18 protein-coding genes and 1 other RNA gene are annotated in these 18,937 nt (G+C 42.3%); 7 read left to right on the top strand and 12 right to left on the bottom strand.

What is annotated here, in order from left to right; translation table 11 throughout:
- Nucleotides 1-4: 4 nt before the first annotated feature.
- Nucleotides 5-628, bottom strand: coding sequence for a 7-carboxy-7-deazaguanine synthase QueE (locus tag FHW89_RS03080; protein ID WP_172333526.1), 624 nt, complete (start codon nucleotides 626-628; stop codon nucleotides 5-7).
- Nucleotides 629-824: 196 nt separating this feature from the next.
- On the opposite strand from FHW89_RS03080, the gene FHW89_RS03075 reads away from it, so the two are divergent.
- The 3 genes from FHW89_RS03075 to FHW89_RS03065 are packed head-to-tail and all read left to right on the top strand — an operon-like array spanning nucleotide 825 to nucleotide 3,601.
- Nucleotides 825-1,589: a hypothetical protein gene (locus FHW89_RS03075; protein ID WP_172333525.1), complete on the top strand. Its 765-nt coding sequence runs from the start codon at nucleotides 825-827 to the stop codon at nucleotides 1,587-1,589.
- A 31-nt stretch (nucleotides 1,590-1,620) separates the two neighbouring features.
- The gene (locus FHW89_RS03070; protein WP_172333524.1) at nucleotides 1,621-1,950 is read left to right on the top strand and encodes a Rieske (2Fe-2S) protein; all 330 of its coding nucleotides are present in this window, start codon (nucleotides 1,621-1,623) and stop codon (nucleotides 1,948-1,950) included.
- 46 nt (nucleotides 1,951-1,996) lie between these two features.
- On the top strand, nucleotides 1,997-3,601 hold the full coding sequence (locus FHW89_RS03065; protein ID WP_172333523.1) for a Na+/H+ antiporter: 1,605 nt from the start codon (nucleotides 1,997-1,999) through the stop codon (nucleotides 3,599-3,601).
- Nucleotides 3,602-3,689: 88 nt separating this feature from the next.
- On the opposite strand, the gene FHW89_RS03060 is transcribed toward FHW89_RS03065, so the two are convergent.
- The 6 genes from FHW89_RS03060 to rnpB form a co-directional block, all read right to left on the bottom strand.
- On the bottom strand, nucleotides 3,690-4,571 hold the full coding sequence (locus FHW89_RS03060; RefSeq protein ID WP_166086643.1) for a bifunctional 5,10-methylenetetrahydrofolate dehydrogenase/5,10-methenyltetrahydrofolate cyclohydrolase: 882 nt from the start codon (nucleotides 4,569-4,571) through the stop codon (nucleotides 3,690-3,692).
- Between the two features lie 103 nt (nucleotides 4,572-4,674).
- Nucleotides 4,675-6,462, bottom strand: a complete 1,788-nt coding sequence (gene lepA, locus FHW89_RS03055) for a translation elongation factor 4 (protein ID WP_172333522.1) — start codon at nucleotides 6,460-6,462, stop codon at nucleotides 4,675-4,677.
- Nucleotides 6,463-6,508: 46 nt separating this feature from the next.
- Nucleotides 6,509-8,155, bottom strand: a complete 1,647-nt coding sequence (locus FHW89_RS03050) for a hypothetical protein (protein ID WP_172333521.1) — start codon at nucleotides 8,153-8,155, stop codon at nucleotides 6,509-6,511.
- Nucleotides 8,156-8,366: 211 nt separating this feature from the next.
- Nucleotides 8,367-8,828 (bottom strand): hypothetical protein, encoded by a 462-nt coding sequence (locus tag FHW89_RS03045; protein ID WP_172333520.1) that lies wholly within the window; start codon nucleotides 8,826-8,828, stop codon nucleotides 8,367-8,369.
- A 100-nt stretch (nucleotides 8,829-8,928) separates the two neighbouring features.
- Nucleotides 8,929-10,308: a sigma-54 dependent transcriptional regulator gene (locus FHW89_RS03040; RefSeq protein ID WP_172333519.1), complete on the bottom strand. Its 1,380-nt coding sequence runs from the start codon at nucleotides 10,306-10,308 to the stop codon at nucleotides 8,929-8,931.
- A 216-nt stretch (nucleotides 10,309-10,524) separates the two neighbouring features.
- Nucleotides 10,525-10,923: RNase P RNA component class A (gene rnpB, locus FHW89_RS03035), an RNA gene on the bottom strand.
- 199 nt (nucleotides 10,924-11,122) lie between these two features.
- Between rnpB and FHW89_RS03030 the strand changes: the two genes are divergently transcribed.
- Nucleotides 11,123-11,521, top strand: a complete 399-nt coding sequence (locus FHW89_RS03030) for a DUF3574 domain-containing protein (RefSeq protein ID WP_172333518.1) — start codon at nucleotides 11,123-11,125, stop codon at nucleotides 11,519-11,521.
- Between the two features lie 347 nt (nucleotides 11,522-11,868).
- On the opposite strand, the gene FHW89_RS03025 is transcribed toward FHW89_RS03030, so the two are convergent.
- The 4 genes from FHW89_RS03025 to FHW89_RS03010 form a co-directional block, all read right to left on the bottom strand.
- On the bottom strand, nucleotides 11,869-12,291 hold the full coding sequence (locus FHW89_RS03025; protein ID WP_172333517.1) for a cytochrome c: 423 nt from the start codon (nucleotides 12,289-12,291) through the stop codon (nucleotides 11,869-11,871).
- Complete coding sequence (locus tag FHW89_RS03020) at nucleotides 12,288-12,944, bottom strand: SCO family protein (RefSeq protein WP_172333516.1); 657 nt, start codon at nucleotides 12,942-12,944, stop codon at nucleotides 12,288-12,290. Before FHW89_RS03020 ends, FHW89_RS03025 begins: the two co-directional genes overlap by 4 nt.
- A complete protein-coding gene (locus FHW89_RS03015) occupies nucleotides 12,941-13,351 on the bottom strand; it encodes a hypothetical protein (RefSeq protein WP_172333515.1) in 411 nt (136 codons plus the stop codon). The genes FHW89_RS03020 and FHW89_RS03015 overlap by 4 nt, the downstream gene beginning before the upstream one ends.
- A 124-nt stretch (nucleotides 13,352-13,475) precedes the next feature.
- Nucleotides 13,476-13,871 (bottom strand): DinB family protein, encoded by a 396-nt coding sequence (locus FHW89_RS03010; RefSeq protein ID WP_172333514.1) that lies wholly within the window; start codon nucleotides 13,869-13,871, stop codon nucleotides 13,476-13,478.
- A gap of 429 nt (nucleotides 13,872-14,300) precedes the next feature.
- Here FHW89_RS03010 and FHW89_RS03005 point away from each other — a divergent pair, with 429 nt between their 5' ends.
- Complete coding sequence (locus FHW89_RS03005; protein ID WP_172333513.1) at nucleotides 14,301-15,668, top strand: GH1 family beta-glucosidase; 1,368 nt, start codon at nucleotides 14,301-14,303, stop codon at nucleotides 15,666-15,668.
- Between the two features lie 74 nt (nucleotides 15,669-15,742).
- On the opposite strand, the gene FHW89_RS03000 is transcribed toward FHW89_RS03005, so the two are convergent.
- On the bottom strand, nucleotides 15,743-16,924 hold the full coding sequence (locus FHW89_RS03000; RefSeq protein ID WP_172333512.1) for an acyl-CoA dehydrogenase family protein: 1,182 nt from the start codon (nucleotides 16,922-16,924) through the stop codon (nucleotides 15,743-15,745).
- Between the two features lie 239 nt (nucleotides 16,925-17,163).
- Between FHW89_RS03000 and folB the strand changes: the two genes are divergently transcribed.
- Together folB and FHW89_RS02990 are read left to right on the top strand one after the other, a co-directional pair.
- Entirely contained in the window at nucleotides 17,164-17,523 is a 360-nt protein-coding gene (gene folB / locus FHW89_RS02995) for a dihydroneopterin aldolase (RefSeq protein ID WP_172333511.1), read from the top strand.
- Nucleotides 17,520-18,917, top strand: a complete 1,398-nt coding sequence (locus tag FHW89_RS02990) for an FAD-binding oxidoreductase (protein ID WP_172333510.1) — start codon at nucleotides 17,520-17,522, stop codon at nucleotides 18,915-18,917. Before folB ends, FHW89_RS02990 begins: the two co-directional genes overlap by 4 nt.
- The last annotated feature ends 20 nt before the right edge of the window (nucleotides 18,918-18,937 follow it).

Below are 18,937 nucleotides of genomic sequence, written 5' to 3'. Positions count from 1 at the left end.
AATATTAAGGAATATTCAAATACTTATGCGTTTGCAATGATATTTCCCATTGCGGGTTATTCATCACATAATCAACTATAAGCGGAGTCATTTCCTTTGATTTTGACCATTCTGGCTGTAGATACAATTTGCAATCGGGCGATACCATTTTGGCGTGATACTCGGCCCATTCAAAATCCGATTTGTTAAACACGATCACCTTTAGTTCATGCGCGTTTTCGGCCACATGGGGCATAGGTGCTTTGAATTTTTTGGGTGACAGGCAGATCCAATCCCAATCCCCCGAAAGCGGATAGGCGCCCGATGTTTCAATAAAAGTTTTAATGCCCCGGTCATGCAGCTGGGCGGTCAGATAATCTAAATTGTAGATTAATGGCTCACCACCTGTTACCACAACAGCTTTTGAAGGATGCACAGACGCATTGGCCACTATTTGATCGGCAGCGGTTAAAGGATGTAATTCAGCATCCCAACTCTCTTTAACATCACACCAATGACAGCCTACATCACAACCACCAAGGCGTATAAAATAAGCCGCTTTGCCTGTGTTGTATCCTTCGCCCTGTATCGTGTAGAATTCTTCCATTAAAGGAAGCAGCGTGCCGTCGTCTGGAATCTGGTGTGCCATAATTTTTGCAAAGGTATCTATTTTATACCGAAAGCGTAAGGGCGAATAGTAAACGTAGCGTAAACGTTTTAGCTATTTATTCTTTTTATTATGGTTAATAATATTTATTATTACTTCAGTTTTAACAACCCGGTTAAATTAACCTGGATTTAACTTAACTGATATGAAATCCTCGTAAACCTAAAACCATAAGCCGATGAAAAAATTCTACCTACCCCTAATTTTTCTGGCCATTTTATGTTTAAGCTCCTGTGTAGATATTGAAGAGCAATACGATTTTAAAGCCGATGGCAGCTGTAATGTGGTATATGGCTTTGATATGAGCAAAGCTGTATCCGTATTGGTGAACCTGATGTCTGATTCGGTAAAGGAAACGCCGCAGTTTAGTTTGGTTAAGGACACCACACTGAATTTTTACAGCGCGATGCCCGACAGTACTCAGCAGAAAATGAGCATCGAGGAAAGTAATATGGCTAAAACCAGCGACCTTTCCATTAACATGAACCTCAAAAAGAGCATCATGAAAGTGAATATCACGCATGTAGCCAAAAACGCTGCCGACTTACAGTATTATCTTCAAAATCTTTCAAAAATAGCCCTGAACAGCCGTATCAATGCATTTACAAGCGCCGATAAAGCCAGCAAAAGTTTTGATGCCCGCCAAATGGTAGCCGGTCAGGATTATTATTCGTATGATATCACCCCGCATAAATTTTACCGCATAATCGACAAGGCCAAATTCAACGCCTTTTTAAAGAAAACCCAATCTACATTTATGATGGCCAAAGCCATGTTGATAGATATGCCTTATAAGGTGATCCTGAAATTTGCCAAACCTGTTAAAAAATTAAATAATTCTAAAGCCGTACTCTCTGCCGACAGACGCAGCGTAACGCTGGTTACAAGTATGGACGAGGTAATCAAAAACCCATCGGTAATGAATCTGAAGATCGATTTTTGATATTATATTTATCTTCGGCTTTTACTTTTTTATGAAGTGGCATAAGATCAATATGGCCTATACATCAGCGCCATTTATTACCAAAACTAAAATTGGCCGCAAAAGCATTTGCATAGTTGGCTTTGAGGGTAGTTTGTATGCCCTGTCGGCCGTTTGCCCTCATGCCGGAGCCGATCTGAGCGAGGGGTTATGCGTGAAAGGTAAAATTGTTTGCCCGTATCACCGGTATACCTACAATCTTGAAACCGGCAAAGGTGGAGAGGGCCAAAATGATTTTGTAGCCACATATCCCGTTGAAATGAGAGCAGACGGTATTTATATAGGCATAAAATCTTTTTGGGAACGGTTAAGTGGAAAGTGAAACTGATCAAACTTTCATAAACTACGATTGATTTTTATCTTTAGCCATGCATTATTCCCTGCTGCAATTTCTGATCTTGCTTTTTGCCGCCTTCATGCTCATCATGCTGGCCAAAAAGTTAAACATCGCATATCCTATATTTTTGGTTCTGGCTGGCCTGGTTATCGGTTATATCCCTGGTATGCCGATAATAGCTATCGACCCCGATCTCATATTCCTGATATTTTTACCACCATTACTTTATGAAGCAGCCTGGTACACCTCATGGAATGATTTCTGGAAATGGAAACGACCGATAAGTTTACTGGCATTTGGGCTGGTTATTTTTACGTCAACTATTATCGCTTTTTTCGCCACGGCGGTTATACCCGGCTTTACCTTGCCTATGGGCTTTTTATTGGGTGGCATTATATCCCCACCAGATGCGGTAGCGGCCACTTCGGTTTTAAAAAATGTTAAGATCCCCAAAAGAATAATCACTATTTTAGAAGGTGAGAGCCTGATTAACGATGCCTCCAGTTTAATTGTACTGCGTTTTGCTTTGGCCGCTGTGCTAACAGGCAAATTTTCCCTGCATGAAGCCACTACAGAGTTTTTTGTGGTTACCTTGATGGGCATAGTGATAGGAGTGGTGGTGGCTCATGTAATGTATGCCATACATCGTTTTTTACCTACCACGGCAAGTATTGATTCGGCATTAACGCTCATATCTCCCTATTTTATGTACCTGGCAGCCGAGCAATTTCATTATTCGGGTGTGATGGCTGTAGTAAGCGGAGGGTTATTCTTATCCTACCGATCGCATGAAATATTTACCGATGGGCAAAGCCGATTACAAGCGATTAATGTTTGGGCAACGGTAGTTATTATCCTCAATGGTCTTGTTTTTATTTTGATCGGGTTAGAGTTACCGGTGATCATGAAAGGGTTGGAGGGCTATTCATTGGCAGAAGCATGGAAATACGGACTGATCATCAGTGGAATAGTTATCCTGATCAGGTTGATCTGGATATATCCCGGCACTTTTGTCCCTCGCTGGCTCTTTAAAAGTATCCGCACTACAGAACCAAATCCCGGTTGGAAAAATCCGTTTATTGTTGGTTGGGCGGGTATGCGTGGCGTAGTTTCGCTGGCAGCAGCGCTCTCATTGCCTTTAATAACCCATACCGGGCAGGCGTTTCCGCATCGAAACCTTATTATTTTTATCACCTTCGTGGTGATATTGGTAACGTTGGTATTTCAGGGATTTACACTACCTATCCTCATTAAATTGATGAAGATAAAAGACATTGATCAGGTGGTACCCGAAGATCAGCAGGAAATGACCATCAAGATCAGGCTTACAGAAGTGGCCCTGAAAAGACTTGATGAACATTATTTAGATGAAATTGAACACAACCACTTACTACAAGTATTAAAAACCGAACTGCAAAATAACGCGGAACACGCAGCGGCACGCCTTGGATCATTAGAACATGGAGATACCCATCAAACACAAAGAGATGTTTATCGGAAGGCGTTGAAAGATATTTACCAACAACAACGCAAGGAGCTTTATCGCATCCGGAAGGAGAAAAAATTCAGTGAGGAAGCTATCCGCCGGCAAGCTATGCAAGTTGATCTTGCCGAAATGAAAATACTAAGTAAGTAAGGTGAGCGTTGGATTAAGTGAGTAGTTGATTGAGTTAAATGGTTCTAACTTAATCCAACAGAATCAACTACTCACTTAATCAACCAACCTATTGATAAACCTCTTTATTAGCGGAAGCCAGGGTGTTTTTAAGTAAACCAATGATGGTCATTAAGCCAACACCGCCCGGTACCGGGGTTATCCAGGATGATTTTGGAGCAACGTTCTCAAAGTCAACATCGCCGTATAGTTTATAGCCTGATTTGGTTAGGGCAGAGGTTTCGCGGTTCATACCCACGTCAACCACAACAACACCATCTTTTACCATATCGGCAGTAATGAAATTCTTTTTGCCTATGGCCACGATCAAAATATCGGCTTGTAAGGTAATGCTTTTAATATCAGGAGTACGGCTGTGGCATATAGTAACTGTGCAATTGCCCGGAGTAGTATTACGAGCCATCAAAATACTCATGGGGGAGCCCACGATATTACTGCGACCCACTACCACACAATGTTTGCCTACAGTATCAATGCCATACTCTTTAAGCATCAGGGTGATACCATAAGGAGTAGCGGGTATAAATGATGGCAGGTTACGCTGCATACGGCCCAGGTTTACCGGGTGAAAGCCATCTACATCTTTACGGTGATCAATACGCTCGGTTACTTTTTCCGGGTCGATATGTTTGGGTAGGGGAAGTTGTACAATGATACCGTCGATGTCTGCATCAGCATTTAATTCCTCCACTTTCTTCAACAATTCTTCTTCGGTCACATCATCCTCATAACGTACCAGGGTTGATTTAAAACCAACCTTTTCGCAGTTTTTCATTTTGCTGGCCACGTAAGTTTCGCTGCCACCGTCATGACCAACCAATACAGCCACCAAATGAGGCTGCCTGCCGGTGCGCTGTAATATTTTAGCCGCTTCTTCGGCTATTTCAACCTTCAATTTTTCCGATACGTATTTTCCGTCTAATAGTTGCATAAAATAAATAAGAATCAAGAAGTAAGAGCCAAGAATCAAGAGTAGCATAAATCAAGAGAAGCTCTTTTGTCTTGCCTCCTGATTCTTATCTCTTGATTCTATATTAATCCAATTTCAAAACAGCCATAAATGCCGATTGTGGTATCTCTACGTTACCAACCTGGCGCATGCGTTTTTTACCTTGTTTTTGTTTCTCTAACAGTTTACGCTTACGGGATATATCACCACCGTAACATTTGGCGGTAACGTCCTTACGTAAGGCCTTCACCGTTTCGCGTGCTATGATCTTAGCACCAATTGATGCTTGTATAATGATCTCGAATTGCTGGCGAGGTAAAAGTTCTTTTAACTTTTCGCAGATCCTTTTACCAAAATCATAAGAATTGCCTCTGAATATCAGGGATGATAAAGCATCCACAGGCTCAGAATTTAAACGGATATCCAGACGAACCAAATCCGACTGGCGGTAACCGATCTGGTGGTAATCAAACGAAGCATAACCTTTGGAAATAGTTTTCAGCTTATCATAAAAGTCAAAAACAATTTCGCCCATCGGCATTTCAAATATGAGCTCAACACGATCTGACGTTAAGTACGACTGATTAACAATACTACCACGTTTTTGGATACAAAGCGACATGACCGGCCCCACAAATTCAGATTTGGTAATGATGGTTGCTTTAATATAAGGTTCTTCCACGTGATCAATCTTACTTGGATCAGGAAGATCTGATGGGTTATTAACTACAATCTCATCACCTTTGGTAGTATAAGCAAGATACGATACGTTGGGAACGGTGGTGATCACCGTCATGTTAAACTCACGCTCCAAACGCTCCTGTATGATCTCCATGTGCAGCATCCCCAGGAAACCGCAACGGAAACCAAAGCCTAATGCCGCAGATGATTCCGGTTCAAAAACCAGTGATGCATCGTTCAGTTGCAGTTTAGCCATCGATTCGCGCAGCTCTTCGTAGTCCTCGGTATCAACCGGGTAAATACCGGCAAATACCATTGGTTTTACTTCTTCAAAACCCTGAATACCTACTTCGCAAGGACGGTCAACCCGGGTTATGGTGTCACCAACCTTAACCTCGCGGGCTTCTTTAATACCAGATATAATGTAGCCTACATCGCCGGTTTTGATCACATCTTTAGCAAGCGGACGAAGCTTCAGCGTACCTACCTCATCAGCCAGATATTGCTTTTCTGTCGCGACAAATTTTACTTTATCACCTTTACGGATCTCGCCGTTCACTACTTTAAAATAAGCAATGATACCACGGAAAGAGTTGAACACCGAATCAAATATCAAAGCCTGTAAAGGTGCTTCAGGATCGCCCACCGGTGCCGGTACACGCTCCACAATGGCACGTAAAATATCATGTACGCCCATACCTGTTTTACCAGATGCGGCCAGAATATCCTCACGTTTGCAACCAATCAAATCAACTATCTGGTCTTTTACCTCCTCGGGCATTGCACCGGGAAGATCCATTTTATTCAGCACTGGGATTATCTCCAGATCGTTTTCTAATGCCAGGTAAAGGTTTGATATGGTTTGCGCCTGTATACCTTGTGCCGCGTCAACGATAAGCAATGCGCCCTCGCAGGCAGCTATAGAGCGGGAAACCTCGTAGGAGAAATCCACGTGGCCCGGGGTGTCTATCAGGTTCAGGGTATATTTCTGCCCGTCAAGCACATAATCCATTTGTATGGCATGGCTTTTTATGGTGATACCCCGTTCGCGTTCCAGGTCCATATCGTCAAGCAATTGTGCCTGCGATTCGCGTTGGGTAATAGTGTTGGTATATTCTAATAACCTATCGGCAAGTGTACTTTTACCGTGGTCGATATGTGCGATGATACAAAAATTACGAATGTGCTCCATTGAACCGCAAAAATAGCTTTTTAAGATGAGATTTTGATATACTGTTTTAATTAGCGGCTTCTACAAACACCGGGGTTTCTGAAACCTTCACCGTTACCTTACCAAGCGTTGTGGAAACCTGGGTTTTAACAGCCACATTTGCACCTGCCTTTAAGGTATAAATATTGGCTTTAGCGGCCAAAAACCCTAAATTGAGCGTATAATTCGCAGTACGGCCTTTTTGATCTGGGATCATTAAAACGTACATTACTTTACCACCCGAAACATATTTATCAACTATTGGATCGGCATTGATAGTGCTTTGGTAGGCATAATTCCCCATCAGTGCATTGGTTTGCAGAATATAATCGGTCGCAGGTCTCGGCTTAGCATCCGTGGCCAAACCAGAAGTAGCATACTGAACATCAACATCGGGAGTATCATCCAGCAATTGATAGTAGAACGTTTTTTTGATGCCATGCCTGATATACAAAAGAGAGGTTCTTAGTATCCAATCGGCTTGCGTTGAAAGAACTGATTTATCGCCAATAGCTATAGCCTTCTGATAACTACCCTGATTTATATCATAACCCGTTTCTGTTACCCAAACCTCGGGTTTTTGAGGTAATGTGTTGGCATACTGCACAAATAAATCGGCAATTTGACCGGCCATAGATAGCTCAGGAGCTACGCCCGTAGTTGCCCTGGCATGGGTAAGTATATTGCCATTATTATTATAAAAATGGAAGTTGATCACATCAAAACACAGGTTTATAGTGCCATCAGCTTTATAACCCCGATTTTTCCGGCACCACTCTACCATCCGTTTAACCCAGTTTACATCGCAGGTAGCTAAACCACCCATCACAACCTGCATAGTAGGGTCAGCGGTTTTTACGCCGGCGTTATTGCCTAACCGGCCTTTATCACCATCATAAAATGCCGACATATTTGCGGCGTATTCCTCCGGAGTTTGCTGAGTAGCGTCACTTTTCCACCACTTATCGCGCTCGTTATCACATTCAATATATTTGATGAGCCCCATGCCTATCTTAACCACATTAAGTGGATCATTAGCCCACCTCGGGCGACTATCAACCTTAACCAGGGCTTTATTTACATTGCCGTTATAGCCATACCTTGCGGCAAACTGAAAAGCAGTACGTGCCTGGTCGGCATAGGTTGCGGGATCACTTTTATTAATTCCATAAGGTGCAGGCACATTTTCATTATCCTGCAAATTAGCAGGGTAGGTGCTTTCCAGCCAGGTTGGGCAATTTTTCAGATCGGCCAAAACCAAAATGCCGTCTTGCTTGCAACGGGTGTATATCAAATCATAATCCCAGCTGCCATTATTAGTAGGATTGTAAGTGTAATCGCCTTTGGTGTTTTCCAGCTTATTCCAGTTCATATAATGCCTTACTGCACTAAAAGACTTGATTACAGCCATATTAGCCTCATAAATATGACTTTTCAAATTAGGGTTTGCCGGATCCTGCAAAAAGTTCCATTCATAGGCATTGATACCGAACATATTTTTTAATGCCACGCTATGAGGAATGAGAGAACCATCAGTTGTTGTATCTTTTGATATTATGGTACCATCGGGCGTTTTCGGACTGTCGGTGGTAGGTTTAAGCTTTTCTGTCCGGCAGTTATTAAAAAATAATACGGTGATTGATATAACAACAGTGAGTTTACAGGACAAAAGCATTTTTGCTGTTTTTGGGGATGGTACGTTCATATGGGGGCACTGCAAAGATAATCAGTTTCTGATCAAATCCTCCACTTACCTTTTTGTGTTATTTTATCCTTAACAAAACAGCCCGATTCTTCTTTCTATTGAAAAAACCGGGCCGTTATTCATTACAAAAACACGAAAATTGCGCGTAAAACTATTACGTGTTGTAATCTGCTTATATCGTTTATCGCAGTTTTACATAGGTTTCAATGATCTCGTGATCAATTTTAAGGCTGTCAATTTTTTCAATGCCTTTTTGGATCAGGGTATCATGTTTAAATTCTACGGTAAATTTAAAATCGCGGTTTTCCCATTCGCGGGCATTGCAGTAAGCCAAATGCTCTGCATAGTTATTACCTTGCAAGGTATAGATACCGCTGCCAGCGCTAAAAACTGGTTTATCAACCTTTCCATTTTTTAAGTCATGGGTAAAGAACGCAAAATCAGTTCCGTTAAATATTTTGACCATTTCCTGATCTTGGGGAGGGGTTGTTACCGCAGTATCGCCTTTGGTAATGCTTTTGCTCGATACTAAATGCCAGGTACCGGTTAAAGGAGAGGCAGGAGCTTTTTCCGTTTCGGCAGGTTTTTGTGTACAGCCAGCGATGGCTAAAATACAAAACGATAGTAAAAATGTGTTTCTCATAACGTGATTGGGTTTATTACAATTGTAAAAAATTTAACCCAATAAAAAAAGTGATTGAGTGTTAAGTTCAGTCACTTTTTAAAATATTTATATAAGTTTATTATTCGCCTCTTTTCAAACCGAATTTTTCGATCTTACTATACAGGTGGCTACGCTGTATATCAATATCATCGGCTGTTTTGGATACGTTCCAGTTATTTTTTTCCAATTTAAATTTGATGTATTCCCGCTCGGCAAAATCCTTGTATTCCTGGAAGTTATTGAACTGATCAAAATCGGTTTGGGCCATACCATTACCTTCGCCGCCCGCAACTGCAGGAGCCGAAGGATTGGCAAATGCCTTCACATCATTATCGGTAATAGTTTTGTCGCTCAGGATGATGAGGCGTTCAACCATGTTCCTGAGCTCGCGGATATTTCCCGTCCATGGCAATGCTTTCAGGGCTTCGAGGGCGGCATCTGATATTTTTTTAACCGGCATGCCATACTCATTACAGATCTCATCCAGGAAGCTTTGAGTAAGCAGGGTGATATCATCCTTACGCTCAACCAGCGGCGGCACGTGTATCAATATTACGCTCAGTCGGTGGTAAAGGTCCATCCTGAAATTGCCTGCCTCTATTTCTTTAAGCAGATCCTTGTTAGTAGCCGCAACTACCCGCACATCAACATCTATTTCTTTTTCGCCGCCTACACGAGTGATCTTATTTTCCTGCAAGGCACGTAAAACCTTGGCTTGGGCCGATTGGCTCATATCGCCGATCTCATCCAGGAAAAGCGTACCGCCGCTGGCCGATTCAAATTTACCGATACGCTGTTTAATAGCCGAGGTAAATGAACCCTTCTCGTGACCAAAAAGCTCACTTTCAATCAACTCTGACGGAATAGCCGCGCAATTGACTTCAATAAGAGAAGAGGAGGAACGATTAGATTTTTCATGCAGCCAACGAGCCACCAATTCTTTACCGCTACCATTTGCACCAGTGATCAAAACACGGGCATCGGTAGGGGCTACACGGTCAATAGTTTCTTTTATTTTAACAATAGCCTGGGAGTTACCCAGAATTTCGCGAACTTTTGAAACCTTGCGTTTTAATACCTTGGCTTCAACAACCAGGCTTCCTCGGTCAAGGGCGTTACGTACGGTGATCAGCAGGCGGTTAAGATCTGGTGGTTTTGATATAAAATCAAACGCGCCCTTTTTGCTGGCTTCTATAGCTGTTTCAACTGTGCCATGACCAGATATCATGATAAAAGGCAGATCGGGTTTTATGGCCAAACCCTCGGTAAGTACCTCCATGCCATCCATGCGATTCATTTTGATGTCGCACAGTACCAGGTCGTAATCATTTTTTTCAATCAGTTGCAGTCCGTCAACGCCATTGTCAACGTCTTCAACATCATAATCCTCATATTCCAATATCTCGCGTAGCGTATTGCGGATCGCCCGCTCATCATCAATGATTAAAATTTTAGCCATATCTTTTATTAAATGTAAATCAGGTAGTTTTTTAAGTCCGAAGTCTTAAGCATTAAGTCATCAATTGAAGATTATTTTCGAATAGACATCAGACTTAGAACTCAGTACCTGGGACTTTATTTAGCTTGCTAATATATAAGATTTTGTATAGAAAAATAAACACTTGAGCTTGTAACAAAAATAACCCCTTCCTGTTTGCAGGAAAGGGTTATATAATTCAGCAGCAAATCTGTAAGCCGGGTTCTGTATTGCTTAAAAAGCAATTTCTATCATTTATCTGGCCCTGCCATTGCTGACAGGTTTAAACAACCTACCCATCCCGGAGTAGTGCCCGAAGGCATTGCGGAAGCGAGCAACTCCACTTCCGGGACCTATTTGGTTTTTCAACTCCTGAGGTTTACCATCATTTCCGGTCACCCGGAAACGTCGTGAGCTCTTACCTCACGGTTTCACCCTTACCCAATCCCGATAGCTATCGGGACGTGGCGGTTTGTTTTCTGTTGCACTTGCTGTCGCCGGCTGCCGGCGCCTTCCCGTTAGGAAGCAGGATGCTCTGTGTTGCCCGGACTTTCCTCCGTCCCGATAAATCGGGACAGCGATAGAACGTTTTGCAGGGGTAAAGGTACGGATTTTTTGGGGAAGGGGCGCCCTCTAAATCTACCCCAAAGTAGGAGACTTTAAAAAAATGCCTAAAGCCCTCTCCAAAGGAAAGGACTGGGTGGGGCTTTCTTGTAATCTTTAATTAAACCCCATAAACAATAGTTAAATTTTATTTTTTAATTATTTTTGATGTATACCAAAACCTTTTACACCTATGAAAAAGAATACCTACCGAATTTTACCTCTTTTCTTTTGCCTTAGTTTGGCTTCTTGTGCTACTTATCAGCGGAGCGATCTGTTTTTTGGAAGGGATATCCCCGATGGAGGACAGGTTAGCGAACAACAATGGAAAGCTTTTAGCGACAGTGTGATCAGTCATTTTTTTCCGGAAGGGTATACCGAATGGAACGCCGATGGGCGCTGGAAGGATACCAAAACAAAAGTAACCATAACCGAACCTACTAAAGTGGCTACTTTTTTTGGAAAACCAAGCAAGCAGCGTAATGCCGCGCTGGATAGCATAGCTCAGTTGTACATCAGTAAGTTCAGGCAGCAAAGCGTGCTGAGATCTGACAGTAAAACCAACGTGCAATTTATTAGTAAAACGCAGTAATAAAAAGAGGGGTGTCACCCTGAGCCCCGTCGAAGGGTAGAGCGCAGAGGCCCACCCACCATGCTTCGACGGAGCTCAGCATGGCACCCTTTATTGTCCCGCAGTCGCTCGGCTCCTGCCGACAGGTGTTGAGAAGACATAAATTTATACCGAACGTTGTCATTTCGATGAGCAGAAGCTGAGGCCTGGGCGGGAGGGCGAAGAGAAATCTTGTACGATTTGCTTATCTCAGCGTATAAGATTTTTCGCTGCGCTCAAGAGATAGTTTCTCCTCGTACCTCGTCGAAATGACAACTTTTTCTTCTTCCCAACACCTGTGGGCTCCTGCCGAGCGACTGCTAAGTGATTTACTTACAATTTTTTAAATCAGCCTCAATCTGTTGCAGATTAATCAAACCTGACTTATTACCAAAGGAGTTGGTTATATAGGTTAATACCTTGGCTACCTCAATGGGCGACAGATCGGCTACAGCAGGCATTTCACCTTCAAACTCACGACCAGCTACTGTTAATTTTCCTTTAAGGCCATTTTTTAGATAACAAGCTAATGATGAACGATTAGTTTTCAGAAACACAGAATCGGTAAGTGGTGGGATCAGCGACTGCAAACCTTCGCCTTTTTCGCCATGGCAGTTTTGGCAATGCGCCAAATATATAACGCTGCCGCCAGAGTAATAGCGGCTAAATTCAACCTGATCCTCACTCTGGCACGAGGCCACCACTGCCATAATAAATAATAGGACTATGCCCGTAAAAAATGCTAATTTCATTTAGCGTTAACTTGGTCGGGTTCGGTTTTTAGTGTTTTAATATCGGCAATTAATTTGGTCACCTGTGCGGGATCGGTACCATCATAGGTACCACGAAGGCGTTTTTGCTTATCAACTAAAACAAAGTAACCATCATGTATATATTCGCCCTGTGGTTTTTTTTCCTGTACCGATACCAGGTAATTTTTAGCTATCTGGTAAGTTTCTTCTTTAGTACCGTGTAAAAGCCACCAGGTATTGCCGCTGATGCCCATTTTATCGGCATATTTTTTTAACACTGGCACAGTATCATATTTAGGGTCGATGGTATGGGATATGATCCTGAAATTATCATCGGCCTTAAACTCTTTGTACACGTTGAGCATATTGCGGTGCATTACCGGGCAGATAGAAGGACAGGTGGTAAAAAAGAAATCGGCTACATATATTTTGCCGTCCAAACTTTTATCGCTTATAGTATCGGCATACTGGTTCACAAATTTAAATGCCGGGATGGTTGAATAAGTTGTATCGGTAACCTGCTTGCCATCAACCGTTTTGGTAACCGGTTCACGATTGCCCAAAATAGGAAGTTTAGCAGTATTATTAGTACTACCTTGTTTACAGGCGCTATAAAGCGCGATTACAATAAATGCACAGACGATATTTTTCATTTTTTAGTGGTTGTATTCAGGTATTTATTTGAACTGGTAACGGCCATGTTTATTTGCGAATCAATAATGGTGATCTTCTTTTTTTGATCGGTCAGATAATCGATGATCTCCTGGTGGGATTTACCTTTATTTTCTGCATCAAATTTGTGCATCCAATCGCTCATAGCGTCATCCGCATCATCAACCAGTTTTAAATAAGCTTTGGCTGAGTCGATATTTACTGTAGTTGGTGCATTTTTGATGATACTATCCAGGATCATTTTATTTTTCATCAGCTGCTCGTCGCTGGCCATAACCTTATCATGTGTAGCTATAACGCTATCCAGCAGTAATTTTTCCTGTTTTTTACCGTCTCCGCAACCCCACAAAGCCAAGGCTGTTAAAGTAATCAAACTAAATTTTTTCATAGGACTTTTTCAATGGAAGTATATACTGGCAAATATGGCAAATAAACGGGTTAAATTTTGTTAACTACCGATCTTAAATAATAGGTATAGTCAGTAATAGGTAAACTTTCTGCACCCGCAAATTTCAACTGCTGGCCCACCTGGCCCTGGTATGCGTACCATGATTAATTACGTGTGTTAATATATCCGCCAGTGAATCTTCCCAATTATCACCTCTAAAATTCTGATATTTAATTATTTTGTTAAGATCGGCATCGGTTAGTTGGTTTAAATAGATTATCCATTGGTCATGACATTCCGGAACAAGCTGTACGCACTCTTCAATAGTATAATCAAACCATGCATTAGCATATTTGGGTGGTAAGTTGTGGCAACGATCAAACCAAACCTGCTCGGCTGTTAGCAGGTGTGCAAACAGTTGTAATGCTTTTTGGGGCACTTGCCTGTCAATAATTGCTTTCAGTATCAGATCATTAGCAAAGCGGTTATAATTGAACAGTTTAATAAAGTGTGCTTTCATGAGGAGATAAGTGAATAATAGAACAAGTATCAGGCATAAATGACAAAACTCAAAATAGGTCTTTTATCTATTTTTTCCGATTAACTTTACAACAGAAGATTTGCAAAACTTATTCTTTAAAATAACTACCTGTTTCACAATAATTTACTAACTTTAAGTAAAACGTACTTTTCAATTAACCGCAATTCATCGCGGTTTAATAATATGATAATATAACTGTTACAATTAGGTTATACCTGTAGCTTAACTTTAGTTATATATTAAAAAGCATAGTTATGAAATTCATCACGGTTTTTTCAAGATTGGTAAGCAGTGTTCGTGAATGGATGATCCGCAAAAGCATGAGATCATCTTTTATCCACTAAATTGTCCGTTAAGCTTTTCTTTCATAAAATAATCGCAATTTTGGGCTTTGCTTAGCTCAATTTAATGGAACTAACTGATCTGGATACACCACTCCGCCAACAACTCTTTGGCCCCGACTTTATTTGGGGCGTTTCAACTGCCGCATTTCAGATAGAAGGCTCGCACGATGCCGATGGCAAGGGCGAATCGGTATGGGATGCTTTTACCACAAAAAAAGGCAAGATACTTAATGCCGACCACGCTCGTACCGCCTGCGATTTTTATAATCGGTACGAGGAAGATATCGATCTCATCAAACAGCTCAATATCCCCAACTTCCGGTTTTCGATATCCTGGTCGCGCCTTTTACCCAACGGCACAGGCGAGATAAACCAGGCCGGTATTGATTATTATAACCGGGTTATTGATTATTGCATCAAAAAAGGAGTAGAGCCCTGGGTTACTATTTACCATTGGGATCTGCCACAGATACTGGAACAAAAAGGCGGGTGGACAAATAGGGAGGTTATCAGCTGGTTCAGCGAGTTTACAAACCTGTGCGTCCAAAGCTTTGGCGACCGGGTAAAACACTGGATGGTGATGAATGAACCAGTTGTTTTTACAGGCGCGGGATATTTTTTCGGCATACATGCTCCGGGCCGCAGCGGCATCAGGAATTTTATCCCGGCTATACACCACGTGGTGCTTAGTATTACCGCTGGAGCAAGGATATTACGCCAGTTACTGCCCGAAGCGCAGATAGGCACCACCTTTTCCTGCTCGCAAATTACCCCCGCCAGCGATAAACCAAAGGATGTAGCCGCCGCAGTAAGAGCAGACGCGCTGATCAACCGGTTGTTTATTGAACCTATTTTAGGTATGGGCTATCCTGTTAAGGAATTACCGGTACTGAAGAGTATCCAAAAATATATTCTGCCAGGCGATGAGGATAACATGCATTTTGATTTCGACTTTATAGGCATCCAGAACTATACCCGCGAGGTTGTTAAATATTCGTTTTTTACGCCTTATATCAACGCCAAAATGATAAAGGCAGAAGATCGGAAAGTTGATGAGCTTACCGCTATGCGCTGGGAAGTTTTTCCACCGTCTATCTATCATATGATTAAAAAGTTTGATGCTTACCCCGGTATCAAAAGTATTATCATTACCGAAAACGGCGCCGCTTTCCCGGATATGGTAAATGAAGGTAAAGTAGATGACCCGCAGCGTCTGCGCTATCTGCAAAACTATATACGCCAGGTACTCCAGGCAAAAAATGAAGGCTGCAAAGTAAACGGCTATTTTATCTGGACACTGACCGACAATTTTGAATGGGCCGAAGGCTATCATCCCCGTTTCGGGCTCATCTATGTTGATCATAATACCCAACAACGTATTGTTAAGGAGTCGGGAAAATGGTACGGGGAATTTTTAAAGGAAACTGTCTGAATCAGAATTTTCAGAATAATAACCAGTCAATTCTGTTAATTCCTAAATTCTGAAAATTCTGATTCTGACAATATTTATTTAAACGCATCTTCCCCGGTAATATCCATACCGGTTATCAGCAGGTGAATATCGTGGGTACCTTCGTAAGTGATCACTGATTCCAGGTTCATCATGTGTCTCATGATAGAATACTCACCGGTTATGCCCATGCCACCTAATATCTGGCGGGCTTCGCGGGCTATGTTAATGGCGGTTTCTACGCTGTTACGTTTGGCCATGGATATTTGAGCAGGAGTTGCCCGACCTTCGTTTTTGAGTACCCCCAAACGCCAAACCAATAACTGAGCCTTGGTGATCTCTGTGATCATTTCGGCCAGTTTCTTTTGTTGTAGTTGGAAGCCGGCGATAGGTCGGCCAAATTGCACACGTTCTTTAGAATAGCGCAGGGCTGTATCATAACAATCCATAGCCGCGCCAAGCGCTCCCCAGGCAATACCGTAACGGGCCTGGTTAAGGCAACCCAGCGGACCTTTTAAGCCAGCCACATTTGGTAACACGTTTTCCTTAGGAATTTTCACATGGTCAAAAACCAGCTCGCCTGTAGCTGATGCTCTTAGCGACCATTTATTATGGGTAGTTGGAGTGGTAAACCCTTCCATGCCGCGTTCTACAATCACTCCGCGAACCTTGCCGCTCTCGTCTTTAGCCCAAACAACGGCAATATCAGCGAATGGGGCATTGGAGATCCACATTTTGGCACCATTTAAAATATAGTGATCCCCGGCATCTTTGATATTGGTAGTCATACCGCCCGGATTTGAGCCATGATCAGGTTCTGTAAGACCGAAACAGCCTATCATTTCACCAGATGCCAGTTTGGGCAGATATTTTTTGCGCTGTTCCTCGGAGCCATAAGCATAAATAGGATACATCACTAATGAACCCTGAACAGATGAGGTAGAACGGATACCCGAGTCACCACGTTCAATTTCTTGCATAATAATGCCGTAGGCCATATAATCCAAACCTGCACCACCATATTCAACAGGGATAGTTGGGCCGAAGGCGCCTATCTCGGCAAGGCCTTTTATGAGTTGATTGGGGAACTCGGCTTTTTGGGCGTAATCCTCAATAATGGGGCTTAATTCTTTCTTTACCCAATCGCGCACGGATGAACGGATGAGCTTATGTTCTTCGGTTAACAATTCATCTAATTGATAATAATCAGGCGCTTCGTACAGATCTGTTTTAGCCATAATGTTATAGTTGGTGGGCAAATATAGATGATTTGAGGTGGAGTTGGTGAAGCCTAAATCGCTGTTTTTGAATACCAGAAGCCACTTTATTTCAAAAACTATGTTTAGATTGTTTAAACCTACTTTTTGAAAATTATATTTTTTCAAAAAAAACTTTGAACCAGTCTTTTCTACTAAAATTTAACAGTCCAAAGGCATAAAGAGACTTGCTGAATCAAAAAATCAATTACTTTTGGAGTATGATAAATATAGCCTTGCAGGGTGCAGAGTTTTTTGCCTATCATGGGTTTTATCCCGAGGAGCAAAAAATAGGATGCCGTTTTCTGGTAGATATCGCGGTAGGTTTTGAACCGGCAACCGACCTGAAGGACGGGTTACATAATACGGTTGACTATGAAAAAGTGTATACCATAGCCTGCGAGGAGATGAAGATCCCCAGTAAGCTGATTGAAACGGTAGGGCAGGCGATCACTAATCGTATTCAGAGTAAATACCCCTTTGTTAAGACCATTGAAGTGACGATAAAAAAATTAAATCCCCCGTTGACAGGACGTGTAGCCCAGTCGAGCGTTACGATTAATTATCCACCAACAACATGAATTATAATATCATAACACCACCTGTAATTGATGCCATTACGGCCATTGTTGGTGCCGACGCGGTTATTGTGCAGCATGACGATCTTGAAAAATACAGTCACGATGAAACCGAGGACCTGGTTTATTACCCAGAAGTAGTTGCCAAGCCCCAAACCCCGGAAGAAGTGGCTGCCTTGTTGAAACTATGCAATAAGCACCGCATCCCGGTTACCCCCCGCGGGGCCGGCACAGGTTTAAGTGGCGGCGCATTACCGGTTAAAGGTGGGTTGCTGATAGCGATGGAGCGTTTTAATAAAGTACTGGATATTGATGAGCAAAACCTGCAAGCTACTTTAGAACCAGGTGTAATTACCGAGGAATTTATGAACCAGGTAGCGGCCAAAGGCTTGCTTTATCCGGTTGATCCGGCCAGTAAAGGAAGCTGTTTTATTGGTGGTAACGTATCGCATGGATCGGGTGGGCCGCGGGTAGTTAAGTATGGAACCATACGCGAATATGTATTGAATTTACAGGTAGTATTGGCATCCGGTGAGATCATCTGGACGGGAGCCAACACGCTTAAATATGCCTCGGGTTATAATTTAACTCAGTTGATGATAGGCTCGGAAGGCACCTTAGGTATTGTTACTAAAATTGTGGTTAAACTGATACCCTTACCAACCATTGATGCGCTGATGCTGGCATCGTTTCCAACTAACGAAGCGGCCTGTGCAGCTGTATCAGCTATATTCAGGGCGGGTATTGTGCCATCAGCGCTGGAGTTTATGGAACGCAGGGGAGTAGAGTGGGTAAAAGAATATGACGGTATCGCTTTTGATCTTAAGGATGATGTTCAGGCTTTTTTATTGATAGAAGTTGACGGCAACAATCAAGACGTGATATTTGCCGACTGCGAAAAGATCAACGCCGTTTTAGAGAATTACGACTGTAACGATGTGTTGTTTGCGGACTCATCGGCCCAAAAAGAAGAAATTTGGCGCCTTCGCCGTACCATGGCTGTATCGGTAAAATCAAACTCTATTTATAAAGAAGAAGATACGGTAGTACCCCGGGCCGCATTACCGCAACTCATAAAAGGCATCAAAGAAGTTGGTGCCAAATATGGCTTTGAATCTGTTTGTTATGGCCATGCCGGTGATGGCAACCTGCACGTAAACATCATCAAAGCCAAGATGAGTGATAACGACTGGAATAACAAACTCAAATTTGGCATCCGTGAAATTTTTGAGCTAACCGTATCATTAGGCGGCACACTTTCCGGCGAACATGGCATTGGCCTTGTTCAAAAAGAATTTATGCCAATAAAATACTCCGATGTACATTTCGCTTTATGGAAAGGCATCAAAAAAGTATTCGATCCTAACGGGATACTAAACCCGGGGAAAATATTTTAAAACAAATGTGCAGATAATGA

Source organism: Mucilaginibacter sp. SG564, assembly GCF_013149275.1.
Classification (GTDB): Bacteria; Bacteroidota; Bacteroidia; order Sphingobacteriales; family Sphingobacteriaceae; genus Mucilaginibacter.
Note: the sequence above shows the minus strand (reverse complement) of the source record. Positions and strands in the feature narration are given on the sequence as shown.

What these genes read in the sequence shown, in the direction of transcription:
- FHW89_RS03080 (WP_172333526.1), bottom strand. Translation starts at nt 628, where the DNA reads ATGGCACACCAGATTCCAGACGACGGCACGCTGCTTCCTTTAATGGAA.
- FHW89_RS03070 (WP_172333524.1), top strand. Translation starts at nt 1,621, where the DNA reads ATGAAGTGGCATAAGATCAATATGGCCTATACATCAGCGCCATTTATT.
- FHW89_RS03020 (WP_172333516.1), bottom strand. Translation starts at nt 12,944, where the DNA reads ATGAAAAATATCGTCTGTGCATTTATTGTAATCGCGCTTTATAGCGCC.
- FHW89_RS02990 (WP_172333510.1), top strand. Translation starts at nt 17,520, where the DNA reads ATGAATTATAATATCATAACACCACCTGTAATTGATGCCATTACGGCC.
- FHW89_RS03060 (WP_166086643.1), bottom strand. Translation starts at nt 4,571, where the DNA reads ATGCAACTATTAGACGGAAAATACGTATCGGAAAAATTGAAGGTTGAA.
- FHW89_RS03065 (WP_172333523.1), top strand. Translation starts at nt 1,997, where the DNA reads ATGCATTATTCCCTGCTGCAATTTCTGATCTTGCTTTTTGCCGCCTTC.
- FHW89_RS03015 (WP_172333515.1), bottom strand. Translation starts at nt 13,351, where the DNA reads ATGAAAAAATTTAGTTTGATTACTTTAACAGCCTTGGCTTTGTGGGGT.
- FHW89_RS03025 (WP_172333517.1), bottom strand. Translation starts at nt 12,291, where the DNA reads ATGAAATTAGCATTTTTTACGGGCATAGTCCTATTATTTATTATGGCA.
- FHW89_RS03075 (WP_172333525.1), top strand. Translation starts at nt 825, where the DNA reads ATGAAAAAATTCTACCTACCCCTAATTTTTCTGGCCATTTTATGTTTA.
- folB (WP_172333511.1), top strand. Translation starts at nt 17,164, where the DNA reads ATGATAAATATAGCCTTGCAGGGTGCAGAGTTTTTTGCCTATCATGGG.
- FHW89_RS03045 (WP_172333520.1), bottom strand. Translation starts at nt 8,828, where the DNA reads ATGAGAAACACATTTTTACTATCGTTTTGTATTTTAGCCATCGCTGGC.
- FHW89_RS03005 (WP_172333513.1), top strand. Translation starts at nt 14,301, where the DNA reads ATGGAACTAACTGATCTGGATACACCACTCCGCCAACAACTCTTTGGC.
- FHW89_RS03000 (WP_172333512.1), bottom strand. Translation starts at nt 16,924, where the DNA reads ATGGCTAAAACAGATCTGTACGAAGCGCCTGATTATTATCAATTAGAT.
- lepA (WP_172333522.1), bottom strand. Translation starts at nt 6,462, where the DNA reads ATGGAGCACATTCGTAATTTTTGTATCATCGCACATATCGACCACGGT.
- FHW89_RS03030 (WP_172333518.1), top strand. Translation starts at nt 11,123, where the DNA reads ATGAAAAAGAATACCTACCGAATTTTACCTCTTTTCTTTTGCCTTAGT.
- FHW89_RS03010 (WP_172333514.1), bottom strand. Translation starts at nt 13,871, where the DNA reads ATGAAAGCACACTTTATTAAACTGTTCAATTATAACCGCTTTGCTAAT.
- FHW89_RS03040 (WP_172333519.1), bottom strand. Translation starts at nt 10,308, where the DNA reads ATGGCTAAAATTTTAATCATTGATGATGAGCGGGCGATCCGCAATACG.
- FHW89_RS03050 (WP_172333521.1), bottom strand. Translation starts at nt 8,155, where the DNA reads ATGCTTTTGTCCTGTAAACTCACTGTTGTTATATCAATCACCGTATTA.